The 3,493-nt window shown below is 58.3% G+C and carries 4 protein-coding genes and 2 pseudogenes; 1 reads left to right on the top strand and 5 read right to left on the bottom strand.

The features are described from left to right. A pseudogene (locus tag ACVWXE_RS14240) lies at positions 1–121 on the bottom strand (IS5-like element ISSoc13 family transposase); the annotation flags it as partial. A 52-nt stretch (positions 122–173) separates the two neighbouring features. Further along, positions 174–323: a hypothetical protein gene (locus ACVWXE_RS14235; RefSeq protein ID WP_011429585.1), complete on the bottom strand. Its 150-nt coding sequence runs from the start codon at positions 321–323 to the stop codon at positions 174–176. 134 nt (positions 324–457) lie between these two features. Between ACVWXE_RS14235 and ACVWXE_RS14230 the strand changes: the two genes are divergently transcribed. After that, positions 458–1,702 (top strand): Era-like GTP-binding protein, encoded by a 1,245-nt coding sequence (locus ACVWXE_RS14230; RefSeq protein ID WP_457490632.1) that lies wholly within the window; start codon positions 458–460, stop codon positions 1,700–1,702. Here ACVWXE_RS14230 and lipA read toward each other — a convergent pair. The 3 genes and pseudogenes from lipA to ACVWXE_RS14215 all read right to left on the bottom strand — a co-directional run. Continuing rightward, complete coding sequence (lipA, locus tag ACVWXE_RS14225) at positions 1,699–2,553, bottom strand: lipoyl synthase (protein ID WP_011434441.1); 855 nt, start codon at positions 2,551–2,553, stop codon at positions 1,699–1,701. The genes ACVWXE_RS14230 and lipA overlap by 4 nt on opposite strands. Before the next feature lie 221 nt (positions 2,554–2,774). After that, positions 2,775–3,269, bottom strand: coding sequence for a DUF4079 domain-containing protein (locus ACVWXE_RS14220; RefSeq protein WP_011429588.1), 495 nt, complete (start codon positions 3,267–3,269; stop codon positions 2,775–2,777). Between the two features lie 56 nt (positions 3,270–3,325). Next, a pseudogene (locus ACVWXE_RS14215) lies at positions 3,326–3,493 on the bottom strand (RNA-guided endonuclease TnpB family protein); the annotation flags it as partial.

Genomic DNA, 3,493 nt, shown 5'->3' with positions numbered 1-3,493 from the left:
AAAGAACTGCTTCAATAAACTGTTTGCAGTTTGCTTCTTTCCCAATGTTAACTCTCTCTTCTGTCTGTAAAAAAGCCAATATCTTCTGCCATTTGCTTTCATCTAAAAAAACCAACTTCATCCTCTTTCCTCTATAAATTATTCTCTCTATCCTAACATAAGATCAACACGACCTAGCGAAGGGCGCTCAGAAGCACAACATCCATAACCAGCAGCGCCCCGGCAAAGGCCAGCAGGCTGCGCACGATCTGGCGCTCTTGCTTAGAACGATGGGATCCACCCACACGAAGCCATTTCAGAGATTGGGGAAGGCGGTACAGCATAGGAGATTCGGCGGAACCCTAGGGTGATCATGCCCTATTTTGTGGGGTTTGGATTCCCCACGCTGGGGGGGAGAAACGGCTAGCCCTGAGGGGCAATTCCCTCTAGAGTGAGGGTTAGTCCATTGCCCCTGTCTATGACCACTCCCTTGACCCAAGCCGAAACCGTTTTGCAAAGGTGCTGGGATCATTGGCAATCTCTGGCCAGCCGTCGGGATTTACAACCGGAGTTCAGGGCTCTATCCACTTTGCGCAAGCGCCTCACCGCGCGGCTGTTTTCCATTGCGGTGTTTGGGCTGGTCAACCGTGGCAAGTCGGCCGTCCTGAACGCCCTAACCGGCGAGGAGCGATTGAAGGTGGGCCCCCTCAATGGGGTCACTCAGCAGCCCCAATCCCTGCTGTGGCAGCCGGGGCCAGGGATCCCTTGGCGAGTGAAGCTGGTGGATACTCCGGGTTTGAACGAAGTGGAAGGAGAAGCCCGCGAACAGTTGGCCTGGGATGTGGCCCGCTCGGCGGATTTGATCGTGTTTGTCATCGCCACCGACCTGACCCAGTTGGAATACCAAGCTCTCTCGGAGCTGCGCACTCTATACAAGCCCATCCTGCTGGTGTTGAACAAATGCGATCTCTACTCCGAAGCGGAGTTGCAGGCCATTTGTGCCCAGATCAGCCGCCACCTGGGCTGGGTATCGCCACAGGAGATTTTGACCGTGGCCGCCTGCCCAAAACCCCTGAAAGTCCGCACCCACTGGCCGGATGGCCGCATTACTTTGGAATGGGAACGGCCTGCACCCCAAATTGAAGCCTTGCGGGGGCGAATTCTGCAGATTTTGCAAACCGAGGCGGGATCCCTCCTGGCTTTGAATGTGTTGAAGCGGCTGGATCGGGTTCAGGCTCAGATTTTGGAAAAACAGTGGCAGCATCATGCCCGCTTTGTGGAGCAATGGGGCCAAGCTGTCGCCCTCGGCAAGGGGATTGTGGTGGGCTTGGCTCCGCTGGGGTTGGATTTGCTGTTGGCCCCACTGCTGGATGGCCTTTGGCTGTTGGGCTTGGGAGTGCGGCTTCACCTACCCCGGACGGCCTTGTGGAGGGGGCTAGTCTCCTTTCGCGAGGGGCTGTGGCGACCGCTGCTGCTCAATGGGGCTCTGCTGCTGCTGGCGGAAGGGGTGAGTTCCTGGCTGTGGGGAGACTGGGGCAACGGCCTTTTGCCGGGTCTGGTGGCGGGGGTCAGCCTGTATCGCCTGGGATCCCTGGCGCCACAGGTGCTCAGCCGGTTTGCAGCCCGAGCGTTCGGCCTGGAAGCGGGCCTTCGTGCCTTGATCGGACGGGAAAGGTTGGCCATGACAGACTGCACAGCCTCTCTGCCAAGCTCCCTGGCCTAGTTCTCAACCATTTCGGCAGCGTGGTAGGAGCTGCGCACCAATGGCCCTGAGCGCACCTGGCGAAACCCCATCTGGCGGGCTATCTGGCCCAGCTCGGCAAACTCTTCCGGAGTCCAGTAGCGTTCCACAGGGCGATGGGCCAAGGAAGGTTGTAGGTATTGCCCCAGGGTCAGACGGTCGCATCCCACCGCCAGCAGATCCCGGAAAGTTTCCAGCACTTCTGCGCGGGTCTCCCCATGCCCCAACATCAGTCCAGACTTGGTGGGTAATCCGGGATTCAGCTCCTTGACCGTTCGTAAAACCCGCAAGGACAAGTCGTAGCCGGAACTGCGCCGTACTGCCTGGGAGAGCCGTCGTACCGTTTCGATGTTGTGGTTGTAGCAGACAGGCTGAGCGGCCACCACACGGGCAATGCACTCGCGATCCCCGCGAAAGTCGGGGGTGAGCACCTCGATCTGGGTGCCGGGGCAGCGCCGCCGAATTGCCTCCATGACCTCCACAAAGCGACCGGATCCCTGGTCGGGCAGATCGTCGCGGGCCACCGAGGTGAGTACCACATAGCTGAGCCCCAGCAGCTCAACCGCCTCGGCCACTTTCTCCGGCTCTGTGGGATCCAACGGTGCGGGCCGTCCACTGGCCACCTGGCAAAAAGAGCAGGCGCGGGTACAGATCCCTCCCATCAGCAGAAATGTAGCGGTTTTTTGGCTGTAGCACTCGGCTCGATTTGGACAGCGCCCCTCCTCACAAATGGTGTGCAGGCCCCGCTGCTTGATCACCTGCTGCACCGCTGAAGTCTCGCTGGCTTTGCCGATGGAACGCTTGACCCAACTGGGAAGAGGGCTAACCGACATAGGGAGAACCGTTGCGTTAACTGGGTATCGGCAACAAGACTGCGCCCCTCTACAGCCGAAGGATGCAGCGCCTGCTCTGCCATTCTGACATGATGAAGCTCTGGGTTCCGAAAAGGGGAGGCCGAAGTCTTTGGGTCGACGGACTTCTCGGCTCGCACCAGCGGGACAAAGTCCTCCCAAAGCTCAGCCCTGTTCAGGGTTGCATAGGTCTTTCGGGGAGATTAAGCCACCTGGGGTGTGGTCAGCATTTGGTTGACGATGCGCTGCACAATCTGGAAGCCGGTCACCGCCTGCCAACCCAAGATCGCCAGGATCACCACGTTTAATAGGACATGCACATTACGCGCCCAGACCTTTTGCCCGTCTTTCATCAGCGGTGCTAGAGCCGCAGAGCTGGCCACCAAGGCCACAATGCCCAACCCAGCCAGCAGGTGAGGCCCAACAAACAGCTTGCCATTGTTCAGGTAGGTAACCCCCATGCCGCCCAGCGCCCCGAACACCATCAACACCAAGAACAGGGATCCGGCGAGGAAATGCCGCTGACCAAACTTCCCTTTGATCAGCTCCTTGCGTTCTTCTGCTGAGGCAGTGCGCACCCGTCGCGCTTGCAGACCCAGGTAAAGGGCATACAGGGCCAGCGCAAATGCCAAAATCATCAGCACAGGATGAAAGAAAGGCAAGGCCAGTTCTAGCCAGCGAGGAAGTTGAATGCTCATAGAGATCGCAGGATGGAAGAGGAAGACGCCCCCAAATTAACATGAGTTAACGTAAACTACCCGACCCTGACTGCTTCGCAGTACAGGGCAGGCTTTCGGTAGCCCTGCAGTTGGCAAGCCAACCACGGGCCTCTAGGCTGGTTTACAGCAGCCCCCAAAAGCGCAATCACATTCGCACCATTCAAATCCGCATCCCCTTCCCATCCACAGTGTCCACACTTAAA

The organism is Thermostichus sp. MS-CIW-41 (assembly GCF_054058915.1).
The sequence above is the reverse complement of the archived record's forward strand: the minus strand, read 5'-3'. Positions and strand labels throughout refer to the sequence as shown.

Excerpts from the sequence above, each read along its gene's own strand:
- ACVWXE_RS14235 (WP_011429585.1), bottom strand. The coding sequence starts at position 323 with ATGCTGTACCGCCTTCCCCAATCTCTGAAATGGCTTCGTGTGGGTGGA.
- ACVWXE_RS14230 (WP_457490632.1), top strand. The coding sequence starts at position 458 with ATGACCACTCCCTTGACCCAAGCCGAAACCGTTTTGCAAAGGTGCTGG.
- lipA (WP_011434441.1), bottom strand. The coding sequence starts at position 2,553 with ATGTCGGTTAGCCCTCTTCCCAGTTGGGTCAAGCGTTCCATCGGCAAA.
- ACVWXE_RS14220 (WP_011429588.1), bottom strand. The coding sequence starts at position 3,269 with ATGAGCATTCAACTTCCTCGCTGGCTAGAACTGGCCTTGCCTTTCTTT.